Origin of the sequence: Tsukamurella sp. USMM236 (assembly GCF_037148755.1) — a bacterium.
Lineage (GTDB): Bacteria > Actinomycetota > Actinomycetes > Mycobacteriales > Mycobacteriaceae > Tsukamurella.
The window spans coordinates 67185-91377 of record NZ_JBBCSS010000003.1 but is presented as its reverse complement, the minus strand read 5'-3'; the positions used below and the strand labels follow the sequence as shown (position 1 = coordinate 91377).

General features: G+C 71.0%; 27 protein-coding genes. 11 read left to right on the top strand and 16 right to left on the bottom strand.

Annotation, left to right across the window (positions count from 1 at the left end; genetic code table 11):
• Positions 1 to 85 precede the first annotated feature (85 nt).
• Together WFK95_RS11540 and WFK95_RS11535 are read right to left on the bottom strand one after the other, a co-directional pair.
• Entirely contained in the window at positions 86 to 892 is an 807-nt protein-coding gene (locus tag WFK95_RS11540) for an SDR family oxidoreductase (protein WP_224650704.1), read from the bottom strand.
• Entirely contained in the window at positions 889 to 2604 is a 1716-nt protein-coding gene (locus WFK95_RS11535; RefSeq protein WP_336670791.1) for an FAD-binding dehydrogenase, read from the bottom strand. The genes WFK95_RS11540 and WFK95_RS11535 overlap by 4 nt, the downstream gene beginning before the upstream one ends.
• 91 nt (positions 2605 to 2695) lie before the next feature.
• Here WFK95_RS11535 and WFK95_RS11530 point away from each other — a divergent pair, with 91 nt between their 5' ends.
• Entirely contained in the window at positions 2696 to 3277 is a 582-nt protein-coding gene (locus WFK95_RS11530) for a TetR/AcrR family transcriptional regulator (RefSeq protein ID WP_336670790.1), read from the top strand.
• 28 nt (positions 3278 to 3305) lie between these two features.
• Here WFK95_RS11530 and WFK95_RS11525 read toward each other — a convergent pair whose 3' ends face one another.
• Positions 3306 to 3923 (bottom strand): TetR/AcrR family transcriptional regulator, encoded by a 618-nt coding sequence (locus WFK95_RS11525; protein ID WP_336670789.1) that lies wholly within the window; start codon positions 3921 to 3923, stop codon positions 3306 to 3308.
• 150 nt (positions 3924 to 4073) lie between these two features.
• Between WFK95_RS11525 and WFK95_RS11520 the strand changes: the two genes are divergently transcribed.
• The 3 genes from WFK95_RS11520 to WFK95_RS11510 are packed head-to-tail and all read left to right on the top strand — an operon-like array spanning position 4074 to position 7395.
• A complete protein-coding gene (locus WFK95_RS11520) occupies positions 4074 to 5030 on the top strand; it encodes an alpha/beta hydrolase (protein ID WP_336670788.1) in 957 nt (318 codons plus the stop codon).
• A complete protein-coding gene (locus WFK95_RS11515; RefSeq protein ID WP_336670787.1) occupies positions 5027 to 6652 on the top strand; it encodes a flavin-containing monooxygenase in 1626 nt (541 codons plus the stop codon). Before WFK95_RS11520 ends, WFK95_RS11515 begins: the two co-directional genes overlap by 4 nt.
• Positions 6649 to 7395: a glucose 1-dehydrogenase gene (locus WFK95_RS11510; RefSeq protein WP_336670786.1), complete on the top strand. Its 747-nt coding sequence runs from the start codon at positions 6649 to 6651 to the stop codon at positions 7393 to 7395. The genes WFK95_RS11515 and WFK95_RS11510 overlap by 4 nt, the downstream gene beginning before the upstream one ends.
• Before the next feature lie 115 nt (positions 7396 to 7510).
• Here the strand turns inward: WFK95_RS11510 and WFK95_RS11505 are convergent, their stop codons facing one another.
• Genes WFK95_RS11505 through WFK95_RS11490 form a run of 4 tightly spaced genes read right to left on the bottom strand, consistent with a single transcriptional unit; the run spans position 7511 to position 12242 of the window.
• On the bottom strand, positions 7511 to 9310 hold the full coding sequence (locus tag WFK95_RS11505) for a TerD family protein (RefSeq protein ID WP_336670785.1): 1800 nt from the start codon (positions 9308 to 9310) through the stop codon (positions 7511 to 7513).
• Positions 9311 to 9322: 12 nt separating this feature from the next.
• On the bottom strand, positions 9323 to 10573 hold the full coding sequence (locus WFK95_RS11500) for an MFS transporter (RefSeq protein ID WP_336670784.1): 1251 nt from the start codon (positions 10571 to 10573) through the stop codon (positions 9323 to 9325).
• 33 nt (positions 10574 to 10606) lie between these two features.
• Complete coding sequence (locus WFK95_RS11495) at positions 10607 to 11497, bottom strand: LysR family transcriptional regulator (RefSeq protein WP_224650734.1); 891 nt, start codon at positions 11495 to 11497, stop codon at positions 10607 to 10609.
• Positions 11498 to 11519: 22 nt separating this feature from the next.
• Positions 11520 to 12242 carry an SDR family oxidoreductase gene (locus WFK95_RS11490; RefSeq protein ID WP_336670783.1) on the bottom strand — a complete coding sequence of 241 codons (723 nt, stop codon included), beginning with the start codon at positions 12240 to 12242 and terminating at the stop codon, positions 11520 to 11522.
• Between the two features lie 137 nt (positions 12243 to 12379).
• On the opposite strand from WFK95_RS11490, the gene WFK95_RS11485 reads away from it, so the two are divergent.
• A complete protein-coding gene (locus WFK95_RS11485) occupies positions 12380 to 13375 on the top strand; it encodes an EamA family transporter (RefSeq protein WP_336670782.1) in 996 nt (331 codons plus the stop codon).
• Here the strand turns inward: WFK95_RS11485 and WFK95_RS11480 are convergent.
• Positions 13262 to 14008 carry a class I SAM-dependent methyltransferase gene (locus WFK95_RS11480; protein ID WP_224650741.1) on the bottom strand — a complete coding sequence of 249 codons (747 nt, stop codon included), beginning with the start codon at positions 14006 to 14008 and terminating at the stop codon, positions 13262 to 13264. The genes WFK95_RS11485 and WFK95_RS11480 overlap by 114 nt on opposite strands.
• A gap of 28 nt (positions 14009 to 14036) precedes the next feature.
• Here WFK95_RS11480 and WFK95_RS11475 point away from each other — a divergent pair, with 28 nt between their 5' ends.
• From WFK95_RS11475 to WFK95_RS11460, 4 genes are all read left to right on the top strand, one after another.
• A complete protein-coding gene (locus tag WFK95_RS11475) occupies positions 14037 to 15278 on the top strand; it encodes a Mur ligase family protein (RefSeq protein ID WP_224650743.1) in 1242 nt (413 codons plus the stop codon).
• A gap of 26 nt (positions 15279 to 15304) precedes the next feature.
• The gene (locus WFK95_RS11470) at positions 15305 to 16012 is read left to right on the top strand and encodes a type 1 glutamine amidotransferase (protein ID WP_336671054.1); all 708 of its coding nucleotides are present in this window, start codon (positions 15305 to 15307) and stop codon (positions 16010 to 16012) included.
• A 359-nt stretch (positions 16013 to 16371) separates the two neighbouring features.
• Entirely contained in the window at positions 16372 to 16653 is a 282-nt protein-coding gene (locus tag WFK95_RS11465) for a type II toxin-antitoxin system Phd/YefM family antitoxin (RefSeq protein WP_224650745.1), read from the top strand.
• Between the two features lie 5 nt (positions 16654 to 16658).
• Complete coding sequence (locus WFK95_RS11460; RefSeq protein ID WP_336670781.1) at positions 16659 to 17057, top strand: type II toxin-antitoxin system VapC family toxin; 399 nt, start codon at positions 16659 to 16661, stop codon at positions 17055 to 17057.
• Here the strand turns inward: WFK95_RS11460 and WFK95_RS11455 are convergent, their stop codons facing one another.
• The 6 genes from WFK95_RS11455 to WFK95_RS11430 are packed head-to-tail and all read right to left on the bottom strand — an operon-like array spanning position 17058 to position 20218.
• Positions 17058 to 17582, bottom strand: a complete 525-nt coding sequence (locus WFK95_RS11455) for a methylated-DNA--[protein]-cysteine S-methyltransferase (protein ID WP_224650749.1) — start codon at positions 17580 to 17582, stop codon at positions 17058 to 17060.
• A 1-nt stretch (position 17583) separates the two neighbouring features.
• Positions 17584 to 18072 carry an SRPBCC family protein gene (locus WFK95_RS11450; protein WP_224650751.1) on the bottom strand — a complete coding sequence of 163 codons (489 nt, stop codon included), beginning with the start codon at positions 18070 to 18072 and terminating at the stop codon, positions 17584 to 17586.
• Between the two features lie 9 nt (positions 18073 to 18081).
• Positions 18082 to 18678 (bottom strand): DinB family protein, encoded by a 597-nt coding sequence (locus WFK95_RS11445; RefSeq protein WP_224650753.1) that lies wholly within the window; start codon positions 18676 to 18678, stop codon positions 18082 to 18084.
• 33 nt (positions 18679 to 18711) lie between these two features.
• Positions 18712 to 19260, bottom strand: coding sequence for a uridine kinase family protein (locus tag WFK95_RS11440; protein WP_224650756.1), 549 nt, complete (start codon positions 19258 to 19260; stop codon positions 18712 to 18714).
• Positions 19261 to 19263: 3 nt separating this feature from the next.
• Complete coding sequence (gene recR / locus WFK95_RS11435) at positions 19264 to 19917, bottom strand: recombination mediator RecR (protein ID WP_224650758.1); 654 nt, start codon at positions 19915 to 19917, stop codon at positions 19264 to 19266.
• Positions 19918 to 19927: 10 nt separating this feature from the next.
• A complete protein-coding gene (locus WFK95_RS11430; protein ID WP_224650774.1) occupies positions 19928 to 20218 on the bottom strand; it encodes a YbaB/EbfC family nucleoid-associated protein in 291 nt (96 codons plus the stop codon).
• A gap of 112 nt (positions 20219 to 20330) precedes the next feature.
• Here WFK95_RS11430 and WFK95_RS11425 point away from each other — a divergent pair, with 112 nt between their 5' ends.
• Positions 20331 to 21155, top strand: a complete 825-nt coding sequence (locus tag WFK95_RS11425) for an Rv3717 family N-acetylmuramoyl-L-alanine amidase (RefSeq protein WP_336670780.1) — start codon at positions 20331 to 20333, stop codon at positions 21153 to 21155.
• Between the two features lie 24 nt (positions 21156 to 21179).
• Here WFK95_RS11425 and WFK95_RS11420 read toward each other — a convergent pair whose 3' ends face one another.
• Both WFK95_RS11420 and WFK95_RS11415 read right to left on the bottom strand, forming a co-directional pair.
• A complete protein-coding gene (locus WFK95_RS11420; protein ID WP_336670778.1) occupies positions 21180 to 21938 on the bottom strand; it encodes a pseudouridine synthase in 759 nt (252 codons plus the stop codon).
• Positions 21939 to 22155: 217 nt separating this feature from the next.
• Positions 22156 to 22605 (bottom strand): SRPBCC family protein, encoded by a 450-nt coding sequence (locus tag WFK95_RS11415; RefSeq protein ID WP_224650762.1) that lies wholly within the window; start codon positions 22603 to 22605, stop codon positions 22156 to 22158.
• Between the two features lie 189 nt (positions 22606 to 22794).
• Between WFK95_RS11415 and WFK95_RS11410 the strand changes: the two genes are divergently transcribed.
• Positions 22795 to 24192 (top strand): FAD-binding oxidoreductase, encoded by a 1398-nt coding sequence (locus WFK95_RS11410; protein ID WP_336671053.1) that lies wholly within the window; start codon positions 22795 to 22797, stop codon positions 24190 to 24192.
• The last annotated feature ends 1 nt before the right edge of the window (position 24193 follow it).

Here is a 24193-nt window from a genome sequence, read left to right as displayed (position 1 = left end):
TCGGGCAGCAGGAGTGTTCTACTACGACGTTATGTAGTAGTTCCTTGTCGCCGCCAGGGACGGATGTCCCGAGGATCCGGGACGTCTACCGCTTGAGGCCGTGCCTGCGGGCGACGATGCTGGAGACCACCTCGACCGGGACCAGACGCTTGAGCAGGAAGACGAGGGGCGCGTTGCTGCCCACCGCGTAGAACTCGCGCGGCTTGTCGGACTCGATCGCCTTCACGATCACCTCCGCGACCTGCGCCGGCGTGATGCCCGCCCGCTCGTTGGCGTCGAGGTTCTCGATCATGGTGTCGAAGTCGGCGCGGTACACGGAGTCGTCGGCGACGTACTTGGTGCGCCGCTCGCCGATCCCCGTGGCGATGGAGCCCGGCTCCACGGTCGAGACCCGCACGCCGAAAGGCGAGAGCTCCTGCCGTGCCGCCGAGGCGAAGCCCTTGAGCGCGGCCTTGGCCGCGACGTAGGACCCGCGGTAGGCGAGCGGGAAGCTGGCGAGCATCGAGCCCACCATGATCACGCGGCCGTATCCGCGCTCGCGCATCGCGGGCAGCAGCCGCTGGGTGAGCTGCACGGCGCCGAAGACGTTCGTCTGGAAGAGCCGGTCGACCGCGTCCGCGGGGAGCTCCTCGAGCGGCCCGGACTGGCTCTCGCCCGCATTGTTCACGACGATGTCGACGGTGCCCGCGGCCGCGGCACACGCGGCCACCGAGTCGCGGTCGGCGAGGTCGAGAGCCAGGTACTCGACGCCGGGGATCCGCTTGTCGGCGGGAATCGCCTCCGGGTTGCGGCTGGTGCCGAGGACCCGGTAGCCCTTCTGCGCCAGCAGCTTCGCCGTCTCGTAGCCGATGCCGGAGGTGGCTCCGGTCACCAGTGCCGTACGTCCGCTCATGCCCGTGTACCTCCGGTTCGATCGCTCGTCGCGAGGGCCGCGGCGCGGCCCGCCGTCATGCCCGAGAAGATGCATCCGCCGAGGAATGTACCCTCCAGCGCGTTGTAGCCGTGCACACCGCCGCCGCCGAACCCGGCGACCTCACCGGCGGCGTACAGGCCGGGGACGGGCGCACCGTCGGACCCGAGGACGCGCGCGGAGAGGTCGGTCTCGAGCCCGCCGAGGGTCTTGCGGGACAGGATGTTCAGGCGGACGGCGATGATCGGCCCGTGCGCCGGGTCGAGGATCCGGTGCGGCTTGGCGACGCGCACCACCTTGTCGCCCAGGTAGTTCCGGGCGTTGTGCATCGCCTGGAGCTGGGCGTCCTTGCTGAAGGCGTTGGCCGTCTCGCGGTCGCGCGCCTCGATCTGGGTGCGCAGGTGCTCGATGTCGACGTGCCCGCCGCGGCCGATCCGGTTCATGCCCGCGACCAACTCCTCGAGGGTGTTCGCGACGATGAAGTCCTCGCCGTGCTGCTTGAAGGCCTCGACGGGGCCGGGGGCGCCCTTCGACTTCACCCGCCCCAGTGCGAGTTTGATGTCCTTCTCGGTGATGTCCGGGTTCTGCTCGGAGCCGGAGAGGGCGAACTCCTTCTCGATGATCGTCTGGGTGAGCACGAACCACGAGTAGTCGTAGCCGGTCCCGAGGATCGCCTTCATCGTCGAGTTGGTGTCGAAGCCGGGGAAGTCCGGGGCCCCGAAGCGGTTGCCGTTCGCGTCGAACCACAACGACGACGGTCCGGGGATGATGCGGATCGCGTGGTCGGGCCAGATCGGGTCCCAGTTGTGGATGCCCTCGGTGTAGGCCCACACGCGGTCCCGGTTGACGATGTTCCCGCCCGCCGCCTCGGAGATCGCGAGCATGCGGCCGTCGACGTGCGCGGGCACGCCGGCGATCATGTGCTGCGGGAACGGGCCGAGTCGCTCGGTGGGCCAGTACTTCTCCATGAGCTCGAAGTTGTGGCCGATCCCGCCGGAGGTCACGAGCACCGTCGGTGCGCGGAACTCGAACGCGCCGACGGTCTCCCGCCCGCTCGCGACGCCGCGGTCCAGGTCGGTCGGCTCGAGCACCGCGCCGCGGACGCCGACGACGGCACCATCGTCGGCGGTGAGGAGCTCGTCGACGCGGTGCCGGAAGGCGAAGCGCACCAGGCCCTGCGCCTCCGCGCGCTCGACGGGCTCGCGGAAGACGCGGACCACCTCGGGGCCCGTGCCCCACGTGAGGTGGAAGCGGGGGACCGAGTTGCCGTGGCCGTCGGCGGCGCCGCCGCCCCGCTCGGCCCAGCCGACGACGGGCGTGAAGCCGAGGCCGAGGCGTCGGAGGTAGTCGCGCTTGCGGTGCGTCGCGAACTCGACGTAGGCGCGGGCCCACTGCCGGGGCCAACGATCCTCGTCCTCGCGGTCGAAGCCCGCCGAACCCGTCCAGTCCTGCCACGCCAACTCGAAGGAGTCCTTGATGCCGAGGCGCCGCTGCTCGGGCGAATCCACCAGGAACAGGCCGCCCAGGCTCCAGAACGCCTGGCCGCCCAGGTTGTTGCGGTTCTCCTGGTCGAGCACCAGCACGCGGCGCCCGGCCCGGCTCAGCTCGTACGCGGCCACCAGGCCCGCAAGTCCGGCGCCGACGACGATCGCATCCGGCTCGAACCCTGCGACCTGCGATCGTTCCTCGCTCACGCCGCCTCCTCGTCCATAAATAGACTGATTGTTCTAGTTATCGCTATCCTTGCACGGAGCATCGGCGCGGTCAACGGATTCGAGGTGGAACATGGCGAAGGGCGAGCGCACGCGCGCGCGGACCGTCGAGAGGTTCCTCGACGCCGGGCTGGAGGTGTTCGCGGAGCGCGGGTTCCACGCCGCTTCGATGGACGAGATCTGCGCCCGCGCGGAGCTCTCCCGCGGCGCCTTCTACTCGAACTTCTCCGGCAAGGAAGCGTTGTTCTACGCCCTGTTCGACCGGCACGCCGAGGATCAGGTCGGCCGGATCACCGCAGTGATCGACGGAGCCGACTCGCTGGACGGAGCCATTTCCGGCGCCGCGCGCGCGGCCGCGCCCGACGAGCCCGACGAACGCCGTTGGGCCCTGCTCTCGACGGAGTTCACCATCTACGCGGCGCGCGACCCCGAGGCCGCGCGCCGGCTCACCGTCCGCGACGCCGTTCTCCGCGAGCGCCTGTCCGCCGCACTCGCCCGCTTCGTCGGGCCGGACGACGCCACGACGCTCGCCCGGTACGCGATCGCGCTCTACGAGGGCGTCCAGCTCACCCACCTCGTCGACCGCGACTCCTCCGCCGCCCGCGACCTGCTCCTACGGTTCCTGCCGGCCGGTCTGCACGCCGTCGAGAGCTGACGGCGCGACCGCCGCGGACGCGGAAACGTCAGCGGTCCCGCAGGACTCCCATCCACGCGGCGGCGATGGCGATCGCCGCGCGCTCAGGATCGAACTGCTCGCGCCGGAGGTGCCTCCGGAGCAGGTAGTACATCGGCGCGTGCATCACGGCGGCCCGCATCGCCGTGTCCTCCGCGTCGACGCCGATGCCGGCCGCGCCGAGCGCCTCCGCGAGGTTCGCACTACCGGGCAGGTCGTCCGGGAACAGGCGCCCGAACAGCTCCGGGTCGGCGTCCGCCGCCTCGTAGACGGGACGCATGTCGTCCTCGATCTCCGGCCACCGTCGGATCGACTCCCGCACCCATCCCTCGAGCGCCGCACGATCGGGCGGATCGATCAGGGGCCCCAGGTCGAGATACCTCCCCAGGAGCCGGTGCCCCGACCGCGCGACCAACTCCGGTAGCACATCCGCCTTCGTCCGGAAGTGCAGGTAGAACGTGGCCCGACTGGCGCCGGCCTCGGCGCTGATCGCGTTCACCGTCGCCCCCGCGTAACCGTCCCGGGCGAAGACACGGACCGCGGCCTCGATCAGCAGCGCCCGCGTGGTCTCGCGCTGCACGTCGCGCAGGTTGGACCGCGGCACTCCGGAGGATTCGGCTTCGGTCACGGTCCGTGACTCTACCGAGGTGATACCGCCCGCTTTCGAACGACGGTTGTGGCGCAGGACACATTCCTGCTACCTTCGATTTCGCTAGACACTGTGTCTAGTGACACGACTCGACGTCACCGAAGGCGTCCCGTCAGAGAGAGGACGACGATGTCTCACCCCTACGACCGCGAGGTCGCCCCGGTCATCCCCTATCTGCCCCGGGTGGACGTCGCCGACGTCGACGGGACCCGCGCCGGCCTCGCCGCCGCCGCGTCGGCCGCACCGTCGTTCGAGCCCGGCCCGGGCGTCCGCATCGAGGCGCGCACGGCCCCCGGGCTCGACGGTGCGCCGCCCGTCGACGTCTACGTCGTCACCCCCACGGCGCCGGCCGACGGTCCGCGCCCGGCCCTGGTGTGGCTGCACGGCGGCGGCTTCGTCATCGGCGACGCCGCCGAATCGCTGCCGTTCCTGTGCCGGGCGGCGCAGGAGGCGGGCACCGTCGGCGTCTCGGTGCAGTACCGGCTCGCCCCCGAGACCGCCTTCCCCGGCGCCTTCGACGACGCCCGCGCGGCGCTCGCCTGGGTCGCCACCGAAGCGGGCGAGCTCGGCGTCGACGCCGGCCGGATCGCCGTCGGCGGCCAGAGCGCGGGCGGTGCGCTCGCCGCCGGCCTCGCCCTGCACGACCGCGACACCGGTGCCCGGCGGGTCGCGTTCCAACTGCTCGACATCCCCGTCATCGACGACCGGATCGACACGGAGTCGATGCGCGACTACCCCGATGCCCTGCTGTGGCACCGGCGCAACGCGGAGCTGAGCTGGGCGGGCTACCTCGCCGGCGCCCCCGCCACGCCGTACGCCGCCCCCGGCCGCGCGACCGACCTGCGCGGCCTGCCCCCGGCGTTCATCACCGTGAACCAGTTCGATCCGCTGCGCGACGAGGGCCTCGAGTACGCCCGCCGGCTCGCCCACGCCGACGTCCCCACCGAGGTGCACATGTACGCCGGGACGTTCCACGGCTCGTCGGGGGTGGCCGTGTCCGCCGCCGTCTCGCAGCGCCAGAACTCCGACCTCTGCGCGGCACTCGCCCGCGCCGTCACCGCCATCGCCGAGGAGGCACACGCATGAACCGGGACGTCGACGTCGTCGTCATCGGGGCCGGGTTCGCCGGCCTCTACACCCTGCACGCCCTGCGGGAACAGGGTTTCACCGTCGCCACGTTCGAGGCCGGCACCAGCGTCGGCGGAACGTGGTTCTGGAACCGCTACCCCGGCGCCCGCTGCGACGTCGAGAGCCTCGACTACCAGTACTCGTTCAGCGAGGAGCTCGCCACCGAGTGGACCTGGACCGAGCGCTACGCGACCCAGCCGGAGATCCTCGCGTACGCGGAGTGGGTCGCCGACCGCCTGGACCTGCGGCGGCACATCACCTTCGAGACCAGGGTCGACGGTGCGCGGTTCGACGAGGAGTCGTCCACCTGGCGGGTCTCCACGTCCGACGGTGCCGTCACCACCGCCCGGTTCGTGGTGACCGCCGCCGGGTCGATCTCGGCGACCAGCGTCCCGCCGTTCGCGGGCGCGGAGTCCTTCCGGGGCGAGACCTACCACCCCGGCCGCTGGCCGGCGGAGGGCGTCGACTTCACGGGCAAGCGCGTTGCGGTCATCGGTGTCGGATCGTCCGGCGTGCAGCTGATTCCGCACCTGGCCGACGCGGCCGGGCACCTCACGGTCTTCCAGCGCACCCCGGCGTACACGGTCCCCGCGCGCAACCGCGCGCTGTGCGCCGACGAGATCACCCTCGCGAAGAAGAATCACGCGGTGCTCGCGGAGCAGAAGCGCCGGACCTTCTCCGGCATCAATCTCCCGATGGCCGGCGACGCCATCCTCGCGACGCCGGAGCCCAAGCGCACCACCGTCCTCGAGCAGGCGTGGAAGCTGGGCGGGAACCTGTTCCTCACCGCCTTCTCCGACGTCCAGCTGGACCTGGACGCGAACGAGCTGATGGCCGCGTTCGTCCGCGACAAGATCGCCGCCGTGGTCGACGATCCCGCGACCGCGCGCGCCCTGACGCCGACCGATTATCCGATCGGCGGCAAACGGATCGTGACCGATACCGACTTCTACGCCACGTTCAACCGCCCGAACACCGACGTCGTGAGCCTCCGCGAGGACCCGATCGTCGAGATCGTCCCGACCGGTGTGCGTACCGAGTCCGGCCTCCACGAGGTGGACGTGATCGTCTACGCCACCGGCTACGACAACCTGACCGGCGCCCTGACCCGGATCGACTTCCGGGGCCGGGACGGCGTCTCACTCAAGGACTCCTGGGCCGACGGCGCCCACACCTACCTCGGCCTGGCGACGTCCGGGTTCCCGAACCTGTTCACCATCACGGGGCCGCAGAGCCCGTCGGTCCTGGTCAACATGTTCGCCGCGATCGAGCAGCACGTCGAGTGGATCGTGCGCTGCCTGACCGACCTGCGCGAATCCAGTGTCGTCGAGATCGAGGCACTGCCCGAATCCGAGCGACAGTGGGGCGAGCAGGTCGAGGCCGCGATGGCGATGACGCTCTACAGCAAGACCAATTCCTGGTACCGCGGTGCCAATATCGCGGGCAAGGCACAGCAAGCACTCATGTACTCCGGCGGACTGGTCGACTACCGCGACCGGTGCGATGACGTGGCGGCCGACGGCTACCGCGGCTTCGTCCTCACCGACGCAGAGGCTCTCACGGAAGAGGAAGTGGCGTGACGGATCGTCTGGCCGGGAAGGTCGCCCTGATCACGGGCGGCGCAATGGGAATGGGTGCGGCTCACGTCCGCGCGTTCGTCGCGGAGGGCGCGAAGGTGGTCGTCGCGGACATCGCCGACGACACGGGTCGCGCGCTCGTCGCGGAGCTCGGAGACGCCGCGTCGTACGTCCACCTGGACGTCACCGATGCCGCCGGCTGGGAGGCCGCGGTGAACCACACCGTCGAGACCTACGGCCTGTTGAACGTCCTCGTGAACAATGCGGGCATCTACAGCATCGGCCCGCTCGAGGACTACAGGCCGGAGCAGTGGAACCGGACGATCGCGATCAACCTGACCGGGCCGTACCTGGGCATGCGGGCGGCCCTGGCCGCGCTGACCTTCGCGGCGCCCGCGTCGGTGATCAACGTGTCCTCCACGGCCGGAATCCAGGGCTACACGGGCTATCACGCCTACAGCGCCTCGAAGTGGGGCCTGCGCGGCCTCACCAGATCGACGGCGATCGAGTTGGCGGAGCGCGGGATCCGGGTCAACTCCGTGCACCCCGGCGCGATCAAGACGCCGCTCATCACGTCCATCATGGAGGTGAGCGACGAGGACACCACGGGCAACACGCTGCACCGCTTCGCCCAGCCCGAGGAGGTGTCGGGGCTCATCGTGTACCTCGCCTCCGACGAGGCGTCGTTCGTCAACGGCGGCGAGTACGTTATCGACGGCGGCCACAGCGCCGGCCGCGAGATCTGACCGCCCCTGACACGCCGTCGCCGGATCACGATCCGGCGGCGGCGCCGTCCTGTCACTCCGCGATCGGCCGTTCCCGTGCGCCGCAGCTGCGCGCGCGCTCGCAGTGGCTCCGCGATCAGTCGACATCCACGCCGAACGAGGTGGCCAAGTCGGCGAGACCCCACTCGTAACCCTGGCCGACAGACCTCAACCGCCACACGTCGTTGCGGAGATACACCTCGACCAGACGCAAAGATCGTTCCGTGGTGGCGGCGTCGAGAGTGCCTCTCATGACGGTCGCGCCGTCATCGCCCGAAGAGACTTCGACCTCAATGGCTCCTACGTCACCGAAGTGGACGTCGTCGCCGTCGACGACGGCGGCGATCACGACCCGCCGCGCCTGGTCGGGTAGTTCGGACAGGCACACGGCGACACCGTGATCGCTGGCACTGTTCACCTGGAGCCGCACACCCGGCGTAATCGGCTGGTTGAAGAAGACCATGTCCTCGTCGCCCGAGACCAGCTCCTCGTCGTCGAGGACGAACGCGACGACGTCGACTGCGTACCCAGTGGTCTCCGCCCAGGTGACTCGGAACGTCCACTCCGCCCCTCGATCTCCCACCGGCAGATCCACCACTTGTCCGCGGGAGAGCTCCCTTGGGACGACGAAATCGCCCACTGCGTGCGTATCGGGCACGGCTGCCATCTCAGGCGCAGTTGTCGTCGCTTCTCCTCGAACCAGTTCCGGTCCGTGAATCGGCAAACCGAGGACTACGATCTTCGCGAAGCGCGGGTCCCGATCGCCGTTGTCGAGAACGATCACGTCACTCACCGATCTCGACAGATTGACTGCGACAGAGCCTCCCCGCTCCGCCACGCGGGACCGGATGTCTCCGGCCGTGCGGTGATCGCCGCCCAGGACGAGGATCCGTCGGCCGGCGAGCGGCCCGGGCCCCGCTGCGGGCTTTCTCTCCTGCGTCCTTGCCGGCGTCGCTTCCCGCAGAGCCGGGCTCGACTTGGGAATGCCGGGCACGATGTTGGCGAGGAGCCTGAGGAAGTCCGCTTCGCGGACGATCGGCGTGCCGTGCGCAACGGCAGCCCTCACCTTCCGCGAATCACCATCGTGCCGGTGGGCGACGAGCAGGCTCGTGTGCCGACTCACTGAACCGACCATGTCCAGGCCCGCACGGTCGCCGGCCGCGGTCAGTTCGAGCCGAGACGATGCCGTTTCGCCCGTGATCGCTACCTTCATCCCCTGAACCAGGACGGTCTCCAGACGTCCCGGGTTCCGGAATGCACAGGGCGGCTTTGGCCCCAGTCGAGACGGCTCGAAAGGCGCTGCGCCGCTCGGCTTCGTCGCGGGTGCGCTCGGAACCACAGGGGGCTTCACCCCGAGCAGCGATGCATCCGCGAGGAGGCGAAGCAGGACTCCAGCGAGCACACGCGAGTCCTCAAGAGCGTCATGCGCGCGCCGCTGAGGCACGCCGTAGTGCACGGCCAGAGTGCCCAGACGACAGTCGACGGTCGGTGGGGCCACCCGACGAGCGAGGGCCAGGGTGCACATCCGGTCGACCACAGGCATCTCTCCACCGCAGCGTCGGAACTCAGCATCGAGGAACGCCATGTCGAACGCCGCGTTGTGCGCGACGACCGTGCGTTGCCGAATCATGCCGGCCACGCGGGGAAGAACTTCGGAGAATGCGGGCGCGCCGGCGAGCACCTGTCTCGTCAAACCATGGACGTGCACTGGTCCCGGATCGCAACCGGGGTCGATGAGGGTGTGGAACTCGGATTCGATCCGTCCGCTGGAATCGAGGAGGACGACCGCTATCGACAACACTCTGTGCCGCTCAGGCGGGAGGCCCGTCGTCTCGACGTCCACCAGGGCCAGGGACGCCAGATCCAGATCATGATTCAAGAGCGCGGGTTCAAGCACCCAAGATCAGTATCACGTCGGCCGGACAATTCCTGCGCTTCCAACGGTCCGATCGCCGCCCGCGACGATCCCGCACAGCAGAAGCGGGATCAGCAGCACCAGCAGGGTGATCAGCGGGAGGGTCCAGTCCCCGCGCACGCCGTGCAGGACGCCCATGAGCATCGGACCCCAGGCGGCGAAGAGGTAGCCCACGGTCTGCGACATCGCCGAGAGCGAGACCGCCTCGGACGTGGTGGCGGCGCGCAGGTTCATCATCGTGACCGCGAGCGAGATCATCGCGCCCAGGCCGAAGCCGACGAAGATGTTCGCGATCCACGCGCCGAGGCCGTTCCCGAAGGCGAGGACGCCGAGGACGCCGATCCCCTGCAGCGCGACTGCCGCGACCGCGACGATCCGCTGCTCGCGGCGCCGCGCCGCCCACTGCGGGAAGGTCAGCGCGGTCACCACGCTGAGCAGGCCGCCGATCGCGAGCATCGCGCCGCCGGCCTCCGCGGACATCCCGCGGTCGCGGTAGATCGTGGGGATCCACCCGATAAGGGCGTAGGCCTGCAGCGACTGCAGTCCCATGAACCCGGTGACCGCCCACGCGACCTGGCTGCGCAGCACCGTCCGGGCCGCGCCGCGGGCGTCGGCACCGTCGTCCTCGGGGACGGTCCGGCGGAACCTGAGGTACCGCACCGTGACCACGACCAGCAGCGTGGCGGCGACCAGCGACGGGATCGCCCAGAGGGCGAGCGAGCCGCGCCAGCTGCCGCCGAGGGCCGTCGCACCGGGAACCGTCAGCGCCGAGGCGAAGCCGGTGGAGAGGCAGACCATCGAGGTGAACAGGCCCGTCATCAGTCCGATGCGGTGGGGGAAGAAGATCCGCACGAGGACGGGCCCGAGCACGTTCCCCAACGCGATGCCGGCGCCCGCGAGCATCGTGCCGCCGAGCAGGACGGCCCAGCTCGGCGCGATCCGGAGGGCGCTGCCGATCGCGATCATGGTGACGGCCACCGTCGCCACCACGACCGCGGTGTAGCGGCGGGCCAGGCGCGGTGCGGCGGCCGAGAACAGGCCGAGGCAGATCACGGGGCCGGTGGTGAGCAGCGCGACCTCGGCGCCGCTGAGGCCGTAGGCGTCGCGAATCTCGTCGAGCACCGCGGACGAGCTGCCGAAGATCAGGCGCAGGCAGATGCCCATCGTGATCAGGGCGGCCGCGCAGGTCAGGACGCCGACGGCCCGGAGCGGGGCGGGGACGGGGTCGTGCGGGTGCGACGTCATCCCCGGAATCATGGGATGACTTTGACGTCCGCGTCAACTCACCGCCGCGACCTCCTCGTCGAGCGCGCGGAGCACAGCGGCCACCGCGGGCCGCCGCTCGGCGCCGGGCCGGGTCGCCACCTCGAGGATGCGGGCGGCGAGGACACCGACGATCTCCAGGCTGCGCACGCCGGGATGCGTCACGGCGTGGCGCGCGACCAGCGCTACGCCGAGACCGGCCGCGACCATCGCCTGGATCGTGTGGAAGTCGTTGATCCGCTGCACCACCCGTGGCTGCACTCCGGTGATGGTCGCGAGGGAACGGAGCACGTCGTCGACGGGGAAGCCGTCGCGCACACTGATCCAGTCCAGATCCGCGAGCTGCGCCGCGTCGACCCGGCCGGCCTCGGCGAGCGGGTGGTCGACCGGCACCACCAGGTCGATCGGCTCGCGCATGAGGACGCGGGAGGCGATTCGGGGTCCGCCGAGCGGCGCGGCCCGCTCGTCGCGGTGCGCGACCACCACGTCCGCGTCGGCGAGCATCGCCGGCAGCTCCGTGCCGGGCAGGTCGGCGTCCGCGGCGGCCACCTGGATGCCCGCGGCGGCGGTGCGGCGCAGCACGCCGGGCAGGAGGAGTTCGGCCGCCGACGGGAAGAGCGTCAGCCGGACCACGCCGATCGGCGTCGAGCGGTAGCGGTCCATCTCCGCGCGCGCCCGGTCCAGTTCGCCCAGAACGGATTCCGCGCGGACCACGAGTGCCAGCCCGGCGTCGGTGAGGCGCACGCGGCGACCGTGGGGCTCGAGCAGGTCGACGCCCGCCTCGCGCGCGAGCACCTTGAGTTGCTGGGACACCGCCGAAGGCGTCATATCCATCGCCCGGGCCGTCGCCGCGACCGTGCCGCGATCGGCGAGCTCACGCAGGATCCGCAAGCGATGCACGTCCATGCGCACCGAGAGTACGCGGGGCTCAGCGCAGGGCGTACCCGCCGTCGACGTACAGCGTCGAGCCCGTCGTGTAGGTGTTCGTGAACAGGTGGACCACCGCGGCGGCGATCTCCTCCTCGGTCCCCGGCCTCCCGAGCACGGCCTCGCGCTCGATGTGCGCGAAGGCCGCGTCGCGCACCTCCGGCGGCCTGCCCGCCCAGAGATTCCCGTCGACGGTGCCCGGCGCGATCGCGGTGACGCGCACGGGTGCCAGCTCGACGGCCAGGCCGCGCGCGAGGCCCTCGATCGCGGCGTTCGCGGCGACGTACGGCGCCGCCGGACCCGCGGGACGCACGCTGGCCGCACCCGAAGTGAGCACCACCGCGGCGTCGGCGGTGAGCTTCGGCAGCGCCGCCTTGACCACGCGGTACTGGCCCCAGAACTTCGATTCGAAGGGACTGCGCGCGTCCTCGACGGAAAGGTCCCGGAACGACCCGACGGTGTAGGTGGCCGCCGTGGTGAACAGCGCGTCGACCGCATCGATCCCGGCGAAGAAGGCCCCCACCGACTCCGGGTCGGCGGTGTCGACCGTCCTCGCGGTCGCGGCGGGACCGAGCTCGGCGACGGCACCGTCGAGCCGCTCCTGCGAGCGTCCCCCCAGCACGACCCGGGCCCCCTCCGCGACGACGAGACGGGCGACGGCCAGGCCGATTCCGCTGCCTCCCCCGATGAGGACGACGGTGCGGTCACGCAGAGCGAAGGTCATGCCGCGAAGCTAGCGACCCCACCCCGCGCGGGGCAGTGCTGCGCGCCGCGTGATTCCAGATCCGTGTAGCGCCGCTACATGGACACTCAAGAAGTATTCGATTGTTCTTCCTGTCCGGGGCCGGGACAGTGGAGTTCATGAGCCCCCGTCACCGCCTCGTCGCCCTCACCGTCGTCGTGCTGTGGGGCCTCAACTTCCTCGCCATCCGCTACAGCCTCGACTACTTCCCGCCGCTGTTCCTCGGCGCGCTGCGGTTCCTCGTGCTGGCCCTCCCCGTGCTGCTCTTCGTGCGGCCGCCGAAGGGCCCCGTGAAGTGGCTGCTGCTGTACGGCATCGGCTCGGGCACCTTCCAGTTCGGCCTGCTGTTCACCGCGATGCACATCGGCATGCCCACCGGCCTCGCCTCGCTGGTGCTGCAGTCGTCCGCCCCCTTCACCGTGCTGCTCGGTGCCGTGCTGCTGCACGAGAAGCTGACCGTCCGACAGATCGCGGGCATCGGGATCGCCGTCGTCGGCATGGGCCTGATCATCGCCGACCGCGCGGACGCCGCAGCCGGGGTCGGGGTGCTCGGCGTGATCCTCACCCTCCTCGGCGGGCTCAGCTGGGCGTTCGGCAACATCGGACAGCGGCTGGCGGCACCGTCGGAGCCCTTCCGCTTCACGCTCTGGATGTCGGTCATCCCGCCCCTGCCGATGCTGGCGCTCAGCGCCGCGGTCGAGGGCCCCACCACCGGCTGGAAGGCACTGGCGCACAGCCTCGACGGTGTCGACGGTCGCCTCGCGCTGCTGGGCGTCGCCTACATCGCGATCCTGAGCACCGTCGTCGGGTACGGGCTGTGGGGCGCGCTGATGGCCCGCTACCCCGCCTCGACGGTCGCGCCCGCGACGCTCCTCGTCCCCGTCGTCGGCATCGCGGCGAGCGCGGTGGTGCTCGGCGAGCACCCCACCGCTCTCGCGCTGGCGGGCGCCGGGATCGTCATCGCCGGCTGCCTGCTGGGGATGCTGCGCAGGCCCGCGCCACTACCGCTCGGCGATGAGGGCGATGGTGCCGGCGGCCAGCTCGACGTCGCCGTCGCCGATGACCTCGGCGAGCGCGGCTCGCAGGGCGACCCGGCGGTCGTCCGGCAGGGTTGAGTGGCCCGAGTAGGTGAAGACGAGGTCCAGCCACCGGTCCTTCTCCTGCGTCTCGGTCCACGAGTCCTCGCGCTCGGTGACGGTGAAGCCCGCGGCCTCGAACCGGCCGCGCAGCTCCGCCATCGCGAACATCTGGTCGTGGGCCGTGCCCGCGCCCGCCGCCTCGACGTTGACGTAGTCCTCGCTCGCTGCCCGCAGGTCGTCGTTCGACGGTGCCGTCGGCCGCAGCTTGTTCCACAGAAGGACGACGCGGCCGCCCGGGTTGAGCAGGCCTGCTAGCCGCGGGACCGCGGTCTCGGCGTCGACCCAGTGCCAGGACTGGCCGAAGGTCACCAGGTCGAAGGTGCGGCCCCGCGCGTCCCACTCCTCGAAGGTCGCGACCTCGGCGGGGACGCCCGACTCGCGCGCGACCGCTGCCATGGCACCGTCGGGCTCGACGGCGAGGACGTCCAGCCCGCGGTCCCGCAGCTGCCGGGCGAGGATCCCGGTCCCGGCGCCGACGTCGAGGGCGGTGCCACCGGTCGCGATCGCGTCCAGCGTGACGTCGCTGTAGCGCGGGCGGAGCCGGTCGTAGTCGTCGGCGATCGCCCCGAAGGAGAGGGCGCGGCGCCGATCTTCGTGCAGTTCAGCCATGAATCCAGCTTGCCCTATCCTGGAGCGCATGCCCGGACTCCCCCTCCGCGCCCGCGCGGCGCTGCTCGCCGCCCGATCCGCAGCCTGGGCGTCGCAGCGCGCCGGGCGCGGCAAGGGCTCGATGATCGGCGGCCTCGTCGCACTCAAGATCGAACCGAACCTCATGTCCCGGCTCGCCGCCGGCAAGCGCACCGTCGTCGTGACCGGCACCAACGGCAAGTCGACGACGACCCGGATGACCGCCGCCGCGCTCGGCACGCTGGGCCGCGAGGTCGCCACGCAGGCCGACGGGGCCAACATGGACGCCGGCATCGTCGCCACGCTCACCGCGCACCAGCGCGCGCCGCTCGCGGCCCTCGAGGTCGACGAGCTGCATGTGCCGCACGTCCTCGACGCCACCGCCGCCGAGGCGCTGGTCCTGCTGAACCTGTCCCGCGACCAGCTCGACCGGGTCGGCGAGATCAACGCCATCGAGCGCCGGCTGCGCGCGGGCGTCGACGCGCACCCCGAACTGACCGTGATCGCGAACTGCGACGACGTGCTCGTGACGTCGGTCGCGTACGACGCGAAGAACGTCGTCTGGGTCGCGGCCGGCGCCGGCTGGACCAGCGACTCCACCTCGTGCCCCCGCTCGGGCGAGCCCATCGTCCGCGACGGCGCGCACTGGTACTCGACGGGGACCGACTTCTCCCGTCCCGAGCCCGACTGGTGGGTGGACGACACCTCCATCCACGGGCCGGACGGCTTCGTCGCGCCGCTCACCCTGAGCCTGCCGGGCCGCGCCAACCGCGGCAACGCCGCGCAGGCCGTCGCCGCCGCGGTCGCCATGGGCGCCGACCCGCAGGCCGCGGTCGAGGCCGTCGGCACCGTCGGCGAGGTCGCCGGACGGTACGCGACGGTGACCGTCGGCGAGCACACCGTGCGGATGCTGCTCGCGAAGAACCCGGCCGGCTGGCAGGAGGCCATGTCGATGATCGACGGCACCGCCGAGGGCCTGGTCATCGCGGTGAACGGGCAGGTGCCCGACGGCGAAGACCTCTCCTGGCTGTGGGACGTGCAGTTCGAGCGGTTCGAGAACGGCAAGGTCGTCGCCTCGGGCGAGCGCGGCGCCGATCTCGCGGTACGGCTGACCTACGCCGGCGCCGAGCACTCGCTCGTCGCCGACCCGCTGGCGGCGATCGCCTCGTGCCCGCCCGGGCGCGTGGAGGTGCTCGCGAACTACACCGCGTTCCGCGACCTGAACACGGCTCTCGAAGGGCGGCGCGCGTGATCGACTTCTCCGGATCCGAGTCCCGGATCACCGAATCCACGCTAGTCATCGGCCTGGTGCTGCCCGACGTGATGGGCACCTACGGCGACGGCGGCAACGCCCTGGTCCTGCGCCAGCGCGCGCGACTGCGGGGCATCGACGCCGAGGTCCTGCCGATCACGCTCGCCGATCCCGTCCCCGCGACCTGCGATATCTACACCCTGGGCGGCGCCGAGGACTACGCGCAGCGGCTCGCCACGCGGCATCTCACGCAGTACCCGGGCATGCAGGAGGCCGCAGCGAAGGGCGCGCCGGTGCTGGCGATCTGCGCGGCGATCCAGGTGCTCGGCCACTGGTACGAGACGTCCGAGGGCGAACGCGTCGACGGCATCTCGCTGTTCGACCTCACCACCACGCCGCAGGCGGAGCGCTCGATCGGCGAGATCGAGGGTGTGCCGCTGATCGACGGGCTCACCCAGCCGCTCACCGGTTTCGAGAACCACCGTGGCGGTTCGGCTCTCGGCCCGGACGCCGCGCCGCTGCAGCGCGTGGTGCGGGGTACCGGGAACGGCGCGGGTGCCGCGGTCGACGGGGTGGTCCAGGGCAGCGTGCTCGGCACCTACATGCACGGCCCCGCGCTGGCCCGGAACCCGGAGCTGGCCGACCACCTGCTGTCCCGCGCGACCGGGCGTTCGCTCGAGCCGCTGGACCTGCCCGACGTGGACCTGCTGCGGCGCGAGCGCCTGCGGAAGTAGGACCGCCGGGGCCGTCCGGGGTTCACGCGCGGTCGGCCCGGGCCTGCGGGGCAGGGGGTCTCTCCGCGCGAAGCCATGCGTGCGACGCATGGCTGCGTTTGCCCAGTTCAGCGTGTGTTTCTGGGACGCCGTCCATGCGTACGACGCATGCCTGCGTCACCGCCGCGCCGGATCCAGGTGGTGCCCACGTCGCCGACGAAACATGTCGGTGCGGCGTCCTACCCTGTCTCATCATCGAGAGTTCGGGGGGACATCGTGAGTAGAACCAGCAAGCAGCGGCGCGACGCGCGGAAGAAGCGGAATCGCGGAGCTGAGAACGGCGCAGCATGAGTAGCACAACGGGTGCTACCGTTGGGCACATGGAGCAGATCGGGGTCCGTGAGCTGCGGCAACATGCGTCGAAATACCTCGCCCGCGTGGAGGCGGGCGAGGAGATCGAGGTGACCAATCACGGCAGGCTCGTCGCCCGGCTGGTCCCGGTCAGCGAGAAGGAACGTCAGTTCCGCGAATTGGTCGCGGCCGGAAAGATCAAGCCCGCCAAGCACCCGTTCGACCTCGAGAAGCTCGTCGCGATGCGGAGGCCGCTACGGCCCGGCGAGAAGTCGCTGACTCAGATCCTCCTGGAGATGCGGGAAGAATGATCTACATGGACACCTCCGCACTGACCAAGCTCATCATCGCGGAGCACGAATCGGACGCGCTCACCATGTGGGTCGCCGAACAAGCCGAAGCGCACGAGTCGTTGACCACCAGTGACGTCGGCCGCATCGAGCTGATGCGCACGGCAGCGCGCCTCGATGACGACGAGATCTTCGACCACGCCCGATACGTCGCGAACTGGATCAACGGCGCTTTAGTGACTGAGGAGATCGTTGCCGGAGCCGAGCGCATCGGACCACCGACTCTGCGATCGCTCGACGCGATTCACCTGGCGTCGGCCGTGAGCATTCGCGAGATGGTCAGTGCGTTCGTCAGCTACGACAAAAGACTTCTGGACGCCGCGCGAGCGGAGGGGCTCACCGTCGTCTCGCCCGGCGCGGAGTAGTCACCAGAGCCCCAGAACTGCCTGTTCGGTCGCGAGCAGGCGCATCTTGGTCTCCACGCCGCCGCCCGCGGAGAAGCCGCCGGTGCGGCCGTTCGCCGCGGTGACGCGATGGCACGGAACGACGGGCGGGTACGGGTTCTCGCCCAGGGCTCGGCCTACCGCGCGGGCCGAGCCGGGAAGGCCGATCTCCGTGGCGATCTCGCCGTAGGTGCGAGTCGAGCCGGGCGGGATCCGTCGTGCGACGTCGTAGACGGCGCGCTGGAAATCGGTGAGCCCCCGCATGTCCAGGGGGACCCAGGCCAGATCGTCGTCGAGGTTCGTGCCGGAGACCAGGTCGACGACGGCCGCGATCACCCGCGCGACGGACTCCGGCGGTTCGGACGGCTCCGCGCCGTCGCCGAGATACTCCGCAGTGATCTCGTCGGATTCCTCCGGCAACCGGACGGCGGTGACGGCATCGTCGGCGCCCCAGGCGATCCCGCACCGGCCGACGGCGGTGTCGAAGAGGGCGTACCCGGCGGCCACGTCAGCCCACCTCCCGCGCGAGCAGATCGAGGTTGGCCTCCATGTAGTCGTGCCAGAGGCCGAGGCGGAAGTCGATGATCTGCGCCTCCCGCTCCGGGTGCTGCGCGATGTACTCGCTCAGCGGCGAGGCGCCGGTCCCGGCGCGCGCCCACTGCCGCACCAGCGCGCCGCCCTCGGCGGGTTCGACCTCGAATCCCCAGGTGGCCAACGGATCACCGGCCGGGCCCACGCGCCAGACCCAGCGCCGGCCGTCCTCGACCTCGGCGACCTCGGGCTCGGTGAACCACTCGCCGATCTCCGGATCGGCGTTGTAGCCACGGAACCGCGCACCCACTGCGACGCCGACGGCACCGTCGAGCCATTCGGCGCGCTGCAGCTCCCCCTCCGCCCGCGTGGGCAGCGTGATGTCCGTGACGAGGCGCCACGCCTCCTCCGGCGAGCAGGGCAGCTTCCGGGAGACCTCGATGATCGGGTGGTCGCGCAGGCGCATGCCTCGATCCTATTCCGCGGCCCGCGCGGCGGCCTCGACCTTGGCGCGGTACGCGACCCAGTCGGCACCGTCGGGAAGATTGGTGTTGCCGGGCTGGAGGCCGGCGGCGCCGTCGATCATCTCGCGGACGACGTCGGCCTGACCGGCATGCCGGTCGAGGTCGAAGAACGTGTGCATCGCGAGCCGGTGCAACGTGACCGACCGGCCGCGCTCGCCCCACCACGGCACGGTGCCGGTGGCGCTGAGGGGGAGCTCGGCGAGGGTCGCGGTGGCGTGGGCGCGGGACCGCGTGAACAGGTCGACGATCGCCTCCGTCGGCTCGTCGGCGCGCACCCACAGGTCATCGTCCGCGACGTACTCGGGCGACTCCGGATCGGGGAGGTGGGGATGCGCGAAGGGACGGCCGAAGCAGCCGCCGAGGTAGCCGGAGTCCACCATCGCGCAGTGCTTGACCAGCCCGAGGAGGTTGGTGCCCGTGGGCGTGAGGGGGCGCCGCAGGTCGTAGTCGCCGAGTCCGTCGAGCTTCCAGAGCAGCGCGTCCCGCGCCTGATCCAGGTAGCGCTGGATATCGGCCTTGAGGGCCGCCTCGCTCGATTGGACGTCCATGCTTCGACGGTGCCACAGGGCACCGACAGGTTTCTACGCCCCGACCACCCGGGGTTCGACGACGACGCAGCGATCACGCGTCCCGTCGACCGCGAACCAGCCGCGCTCGAACTCCTGCCAGCGCACGAGCTCGGCGCGCGACTCCTCGCCGTCGCGCGCGACGGCCCGTTCGAGTCGCTGCTCCGCGGTGCCGCCGTCCAGCCAGAGGCCCAGCGAGAGGCGGTCGGCGAAGGAGCGGCGCGCGCTGGAGACGCCCTCGATCACGACGAGGGACGCCCGTGGCACGCGCAGCTCCTCCCCCGGTGTCGGCACGCCGTCGCGCCAGACCATGGGGCGGTAGAAGGCGTCCCGGCCGCGGACCAGGGGTTCGATCACCTCGTCGACGAGTTGCGGCCACCACGACACCGGGTCGTCCCAGGTGGCGTAGTGGTCCGTGCGGATCAGGGCGACCCGGGCACCGTCGGCCCGGAGATCGCCCACGAGGCGTTGCGCGTACGTCGACTTGCCGGCCCCGGAGGGACCGTCGATCGCGACGATGCCCTCGGCGCCGCCCAGCCGGGCCAGCAGTTCGGAGGCCTCCATGCCTCACCCGCCCGCGGGCGGGAACTCCTCGAGCACGCGCGGCGGCTCGGACAGGGCACGGCGGCCGCTCATGGCACGGCCGAGGGTCAGCTCGTCGGCGAACTCGAGCTCGGCGCCCATCGGCAGGCCCGCGGCGGGGCGCGTGACGGTGAGGCCCGGGAAGTCCTTGAGCATCCGCACGAGGAAGGCCGCGGTGGCCTCCCCCTCGGTGTTCGGATCGGTCGCGATGATCACCTCGTCGACGTCGACCCCATCGACCGATGTGCCGAGGCGGACGAGCAGCTCGCGGATCCGCAGCTTGTCCGGACCGATCGACTTGATCGGGTTCAGCGCGCCGCCGAGCACGTGATAGAGCCCGCGGTACTCGCGGGTCCGCTCCACGGCCTGGACGTCCTTGGCCTCCTCGACCACGCAGATCTTGGACGCGTCGCGGCGCGGGTCCGAGCAGATCCGGCACCGGGTCTCGGCCGAGACGTTGCCGCACACCTCGCAGTAGCGCACGTCGTTGCGCACGCGGGTGAGTGCGTTCGTGAGCCGGTCGATGTCGGTGGGCTGCACCCCCAAGAGGTGGAACGCGATGCGCTGGGCGCCGCGCGGTCCCACCCCCGGGAGCTTGGCCAACTCGTCGATCAGCTCCTGAACGGGTCCTTCGTACACGTGCCGACCGTCAGAAGGGCAGGCCGCCGGCCAGCGGCCCCATCTTCTGCTGCGCGACGGCGGCGGTGTTCTCCGCCAGGTTCGAGAGCGCTCCCAGGACCAGGTCCTGCAGGGTCTCGACGTCCTCCGGGTCGACCACCTTGGGGTCGATGGTCACGGACTGCACCTGGCCGTCGCCGGTGCCGGTGACCTTCACGAGGCCGCCGCCGGCCTGTCCCTCGACGGTGGTGACCGCGAGTTCCTGCTGGGCCGCCATGAGCTGCTGCTGCATCGCGCCGACCTGGGCCATCAGGTCTTCCATCGAGCCTCCGGGCTGCATGCTTGTCTCCCTAACGCCGGTCACGTGACCCGCTATGTCCGATTCGTGTTACATGTGTTACCACTGTGCCGGTTGGGGCGGTACAGTGCGATCCGTGACGAACCGCCGTTCCGCCCTCCTGGCCGCGACCGTGCTCCCCGCACTGGTCCTCTCCGGCTGCACCCTCGGTGACGCCGGACAGCAGCGGAACGCGGCCGCACCCACCAGCCTATCGCCCGACGGCCCCGCCCTCGTGAACAACGCGGCGCCGCTCGCCGCCGGCGCGCTGAGTGGGAAGAAGATCTTCGTCGACCCGGGACACAACGGCGCGAACGACGCCTCGATCAACAAGCAGGTCCCGACGGGGCGCGGCGGCACCAAGCCGTGCCAGACCACCGGAACGACCAGCGTGAACGGGGTGCCCGAGCACCGGTTCAACTACGCGGTGGCGTACAAGCTCTACCAGGCGCTCACCGCCGCCGGCGCGCAGGTGATGCTCTCCCGCACCGACGACACGTCCGTCGCGTCGTGCATCGACGCCCGCGCCGCGGCGGCGAACTCCTGGGGCGCCGACGCCGCCGTGAGCATCCACGCCGACGGTTCCACCCCCGGTAACCGAGGGTTTCACGTGAATCTCTCCTCGCCGCCGCTCAACCCCGTGCAGGAGACGGCGAGTCCCGCGTACGCGGCGAAGATGCGCGACGCGCTGGTCGCCGGCGGTTTCACCCCGGCGGCGTACATCGGCTCGGGCGGGCTCTACCCGCGCTCCGACCTCGCCGGGCTCAACCTCGCGACGGTGCCGTCGGTGCTGGTCGAGGCGGGCAACCTCCGCGACGCGACCGAGGCGAAGGTGCTCGAATCCGCCGACGGCCAGCAGCGGCTCGCCGACGCCATCGCCGCCGGGCTCGCCGCCTACCTGGGCACTCCTGCGAAGCGCTAGTCGTGAATCCGGCCGAATTCGGGGCTACGAAGCCTCATCCGGCTCGCTGATGCGCTGAGCCGCCGAATTCACGACCGCTAGGTCACGTTGACTCGTGTATTCGCGCTCGGTGCCGTCCACCGGATCGGCGAAGGCGAGCGTGCGCGCCAGCAGGCGCAGCGGGTCGGAGAAGTCGCCGTCCACGAACTCCCGCGGCTCCGGGTACAGCGGATCCCCCAGGATCGGCACCCCCAGGCCGGACATGTGCAGGCGGAGCTGGTGCGTCTTGCCCGTCTCCGGGCGCAGCCGGTACCGCCCGACGGTGCCGCCCCGCCCGTCCGGCACGTCGGCCTCCAGCGCGACGTGCGAACGCGCGTTCACCGGGCCGTCCACCTCGTAGGCCCGCATGATGCCGGGCGTCTTCTCGATCCGGGACTCCACGACCGTCGGCAGCGAAAGGCCGGCGCGTAGCGGCGCGAGGGCCGCGTACTCCTTGCGGGCCCGCCCGGTCGCGAACAGCTGCTGATAGGCGCCGCGCACCGCCGGGTCGCGGGTGAACAGCAGCACGCCGGCGGTGAGCCGATCCAGCCGGTGCGCGGGCGAGAGCAGCGGCTCGTCGAGCTCCCGGCGCAGGCGCACCAGGGCGCTCTGCACGACCCGCGCGCCGCGCGGCATCGTCGCCAGGAAGTGCGGCTTGTCCACGACGACGATCCGCTCGTCCTCGTACAGGATCGGCATCGGGAAGGGCACGTCGATCTCGTCCGGCAGCTCGCGGTACATCCACACCGCCTGCCGGGCGGCCACGATCGTCGCCGGGGCGAGCGGCGCACCGTCGGAGGACAGGACGCGTCCCGCCGCGCTCTCCCGCGCGACGTACTCCGCGGTGCCCGGGAAGCGGGCCTCGAGGACCTCGCCGAGCGTGCGCCCGGCCTCCTCCTCGGCGATGACGAGCCGCGTCGGGTCGACCCCGTCGCGCAGCGGCAGGGGCGCGACGGGGGTGCCCCGGTGCCGCCGCGGCCGTCTAGCCGTTGGACTCGACCTGCACCTTGAGGTTGGTGAGCAGCTCGTCGTAGATGCGCCCGAGGCCCTTGGGGGCGAAGGTCTTCTCGAAGAAGCCGCCGATGCCGCCCGCGCCCTGCCAGGTGGTGGTGATGGTGACGGTGGTGGCGTCGCCCGCGCTGTCGGCGGCGACCGCCCGGTAGGTGGTGACCATCGAGCTGTTCGCGTCGGTCTCGGTCACGGTGACGCCGTCCACGGCGACGGTGGCGCGCACGTTGCGCGAGCGCTTCTCGGTGGCCTGCAGCACCCACTCGGCGACAGTGCCGGAGCCCTGGCCGCCCTCGACGACGCGGTACTCGCGGTAGTTCGGGGGCAGGATCTCCGCGCGGCGGGTGTAGTCGGAGATGGCCGCCAGGACCTTCTCGGGCGCGGCGGCGATGGTGATGGACTTTGTGGCGGTTACCTGGGCCAACGTACTTCGATCCTCTGAGTATCGGTGCCCCCGAGCAGGTCGGAGGCGTGGATGTCGGCACCGCCGACGGGTTCGATGCCAGCCTAACCAATCGGTAACGACCCGCGCGCGTCGCGCCCGAGAGGTATAGCGTCGATGATTGTGAGTGCTCGCAACGCAACGCCGGCGCGAACCCCGACGACGGTCCCGATCGCAGGCGAAGCCGCCTACCAGGAGGGCCTCGCACGGCTCCGCGACAGCTATCGCGCCATCCCGCCGAACGCCCGGGTCCGCCTGGCCAAGAAGACCTCCAACCTGTTCCGGGCCCGCGCGGCCACGGACGCCCCCGGGCTCGACGTCTCCGGCCTCGCCTCGGTCATCTCCATCGACCCCGAGGCCCGGACCGCCGACGTGGGCGGCATGTGCACGTACGAGGACCTCGTCGCGGCGACGCTGCCCTTCGGCCTCGCCCCCACCGTCGTCCCGCAGTTGAAGACGATCACGCTCGGCGGTGCGGTGAGCGGCATGGGCATCGAGTCGAGCTCGTTCCGGGCGGGACTGCCGCACGAGGCGGTGCTGTCGATGGACATCCTCACCGGCAGCGGCGAGGTGATCACCGCGACGCCGGACGGGCCGGACGCGGAACTCTTCTTCGGCTTCCCGAATTCGTACGGCACGCTGGGATATTCGACGCGGCTCACGGTCACCCTGGAGCCCGTCGCGCGGTACGTGGAGCTGCGGCACGTGCGCTTCCACACGCTGGACGCCCTGCAGGAGGCGATGGCGGACATCGTCGACGCGCGGGAGTACGACGGCGAGCCCGTCGACTACCTCGACGGGGTGGTCTTCTCCGCGACGGAGTCGTACCTGGTCCTCGGCCGCAAGACCGACGAGCCCGGCCCGCTCAGCGACTACACGGGCCGGGAGATCTACTACCGTTCGATCCAGCACGCCGACGGGGTGAAGCGCGACCGGCTCACCACGCACGACTACCTGTGGCGCTGGGACACCGACTGGTTCTGGTGCTCCCGCGCCTTCGGAGCGCAGAATCCGAAGATCCGGCGCGCGTGGCCGAAGCACCTGCTGCGCAGCAGCTTCTACTGGAAGCTGGTGGCACTGGACCGCAAGTGGGACATCGGCGACCGGCTCGCCGCACGCAAGGGCGAGCCGCCCGGCGAGCGGGTGGTACAGGACATCGAGGTGCACATCGACGAGATCGTCGACTTCCTCGAATGGTTCTTGGACGAGATCCCCATCGAGCCGATATGGCTGTGCCCGTTGCGATTGCGGGAGCCGCTGCCGCCCGGCGCGGATCCGGACCGGCCGTGGCCGCTGTACCCGTTGGAACCCCGCGAGACCTACGTGAACGTCGGTTTCTGGTCCGCGGTCCCGAAGCAACCCGGCCAGATCGAGGGCCGGGCGAACCGCCTGATCGAGGAGAAGGTGTCGGAGTTGGGTGGACACAAGTCCCTCTACTCCGAGGCCTTCTACGAGCGCGCCGAGTTCGACGAGCTCTACGGCGGAATCCACTTGGAGAAGTGCAAGTCCCGCTACGACCCGGAGGATCGTCTGCTGGGGCTGTACGACAAGACAGTCAGGAGGCAGTGAA

Excerpts from the sequence above, each read along its gene's own strand:
- WFK95_RS11540 (WP_224650704.1), bottom strand. The coding sequence starts at position 892 with ATGAGCGGACGTACGGCACTGGTGACCGGAGCCACCTCCGGCATCGGC.
- WFK95_RS11530 (WP_336670790.1), top strand. The coding sequence starts at position 2,696 with ATGGCGAAGGGCGAGCGCACGCGCGCGCGGACCGTCGAGAGGTTCCTC.
- WFK95_RS11520 (WP_336670788.1), top strand. The coding sequence starts at position 4,074 with ATGTCTCACCCCTACGACCGCGAGGTCGCCCCGGTCATCCCCTATCTG.
- WFK95_RS11515 (WP_336670787.1), top strand. The coding sequence starts at position 5,027 with ATGAACCGGGACGTCGACGTCGTCGTCATCGGGGCCGGGTTCGCCGGC.
- WFK95_RS11500 (WP_336670784.1), bottom strand. The coding sequence starts at position 10,573 with ATGACGTCGCACCCGCACGACCCCGTCCCCGCCCCGCTCCGGGCCGTC.
- WFK95_RS11495 (WP_224650734.1), bottom strand. The coding sequence starts at position 11,497 with ATGGACGTGCATCGCTTGCGGATCCTGCGTGAGCTCGCCGATCGCGGC.
- WFK95_RS11490 (WP_336670783.1), bottom strand. The coding sequence starts at position 12,242 with ATGACCTTCGCTCTGCGTGACCGCACCGTCGTCCTCATCGGGGGAGGC.
- WFK95_RS11485 (WP_336670782.1), top strand. The coding sequence starts at position 12,380 with ATGAGCCCCCGTCACCGCCTCGTCGCCCTCACCGTCGTCGTGCTGTGG.
- WFK95_RS11480 (WP_224650741.1), bottom strand. The coding sequence starts at position 14,008 with ATGGCTGAACTGCACGAAGATCGGCGCCGCGCCCTCTCCTTCGGGGCG.
- WFK95_RS11475 (WP_224650743.1), top strand. The coding sequence starts at position 14,037 with ATGCCCGGACTCCCCCTCCGCGCCCGCGCGGCGCTGCTCGCCGCCCGA.
- WFK95_RS11465 (WP_224650745.1), top strand. The coding sequence starts at position 16,372 with ATGGAGCAGATCGGGGTCCGTGAGCTGCGGCAACATGCGTCGAAATAC.
- WFK95_RS11460 (WP_336670781.1), top strand. The coding sequence starts at position 16,659 with ATGGACACCTCCGCACTGACCAAGCTCATCATCGCGGAGCACGAATCG.
- WFK95_RS11450 (WP_224650751.1), bottom strand. The coding sequence starts at position 18,072 with ATGCGCCTGCGCGACCACCCGATCATCGAGGTCTCCCGGAAGCTGCCC.
- WFK95_RS11445 (WP_224650753.1), bottom strand. The coding sequence starts at position 18,678 with ATGGACGTCCAATCGAGCGAGGCGGCCCTCAAGGCCGATATCCAGCGC.
- WFK95_RS11440 (WP_224650756.1), bottom strand. The coding sequence starts at position 19,260 with ATGGAGGCCTCCGAACTGCTGGCCCGGCTGGGCGGCGCCGAGGGCATC.
- WFK95_RS11430 (WP_224650774.1), bottom strand. The coding sequence starts at position 20,218 with ATGGAAGACCTGATGGCCCAGGTCGGCGCGATGCAGCAGCAGCTCATG.